Annotated in this window: 2 protein-coding genes; both read left to right on the top strand. The window is 42.5% G+C overall.

The window, feature by feature from the left end; genetic code table 11:
* The coding region (locus tag WBW42_RS18715) for a hypothetical protein (protein WP_498479063.1) at positions 1-76 on the top strand (76 nt) is incomplete at its 5' end.
* A gap of 24 nt (positions 77-100) precedes the next feature.
* Positions 101-1,233: two-partner secretion domain-containing protein (locus WBW42_RS18720; protein WP_163114544.1), on the top strand; the 1,133-nt coding region annotated here is incomplete at its 3' end.

The raw sequence follows: 1,233 nt of genomic DNA on the forward strand, positions 1-1,233 counted from the left end.
AGGTCGGGGACTAATTGCACCTGACAGCATAAAAAAAGACTGGGTTACCGGTTTTAGTATCAACCTTTCTTATTAATTTACTTTAGAAAAGACTTTATTCATGAACAAGAATAGTTATCGCATTATTTATAGCAAAGCACGTCAAATGTTTGTGGCCGTGGCTGAAAATGTACGAAGCCAGACCAAGACATCGGGTCAAAGTGAAGCAAGTACCCAGACCAATATTGATAACACTGAATCTCAGGCATTTCATCAACTCTGGCAAGTGAAAGCACTTGTTGCCAGTATTAGCTTGTGGATGCCTTTAGCACCTGTTTATGCGGGTATTGTAGCGGATAGTGCTGCAAATGCTGCGAATAGAGCAGTCATTGGTGCTGGAAAGAACTCGGCAGGTACAGTCGTTCCTGTCGTTAATATTCAAACTCCGAAAAATGGGATATCCCATAATATTTATAAACAGTTTGATGTATTGGCAGAAGGTGCAGTCCTGAATAACAGCCGTCAGGGTGCTACGACAAAAACAGTAGGAAACGTTGCAGCCAACCCGTTTTTAGCCACAGGCGAAGCGCGAGTTATTTTAAATGAAGTAAATTCATCAGCCGCTTCACGTTTTGAAGGGAACTTGGAAGTTGCAGGGCAAATGGCTGATGTCATTATTGCCAACCCGTCTGGTATTAATATTAAAGGTGGTGGTTTTATTAATGCCAACAAGGCAATTTTTACCACAGGTAAACCCCAGTTAAATGCTGATGGCAGCATCAAACAGTTTACGGTTGACCAAGGGAAAATTACGGTCTCAGCGAACCCCAATTCTAAATTTGGTTTGGGTGGAAATAATAACGATGCAAATTATGTGGATCTCTATGCGCGTGCATTAGAGCTTAGTGCTGAGCTACGTGCTAAAAATGATATTCAGGTGATTGCTGGAGCAAATAATGTCAGTGCAGATTTACAGGATGTTACACCTAAAACAGGTACTGGAACTGCACCGACATTGGCGGTAGATGTTAAAGCGCTAGGTGGGATGTATGCCAATAATATCTATTTGATGGGAACTGAAAAAGGCTTAGGCGTGACTAACGCAGGGACTGTTCAGGCAGTTAACAATCTGGTGATTACCAGTGCCGGAAAAATTGAACACAGTGGCACAATCAGTTCGACCAGTAAAACCCAAGGTTTAGTGAACATACAAACAACGGGTACGGGTGCAGCTGCCGATATCAACTCATCAGG

Source organism: Acinetobacter sp. LT1 (assembly GCF_059800965.1).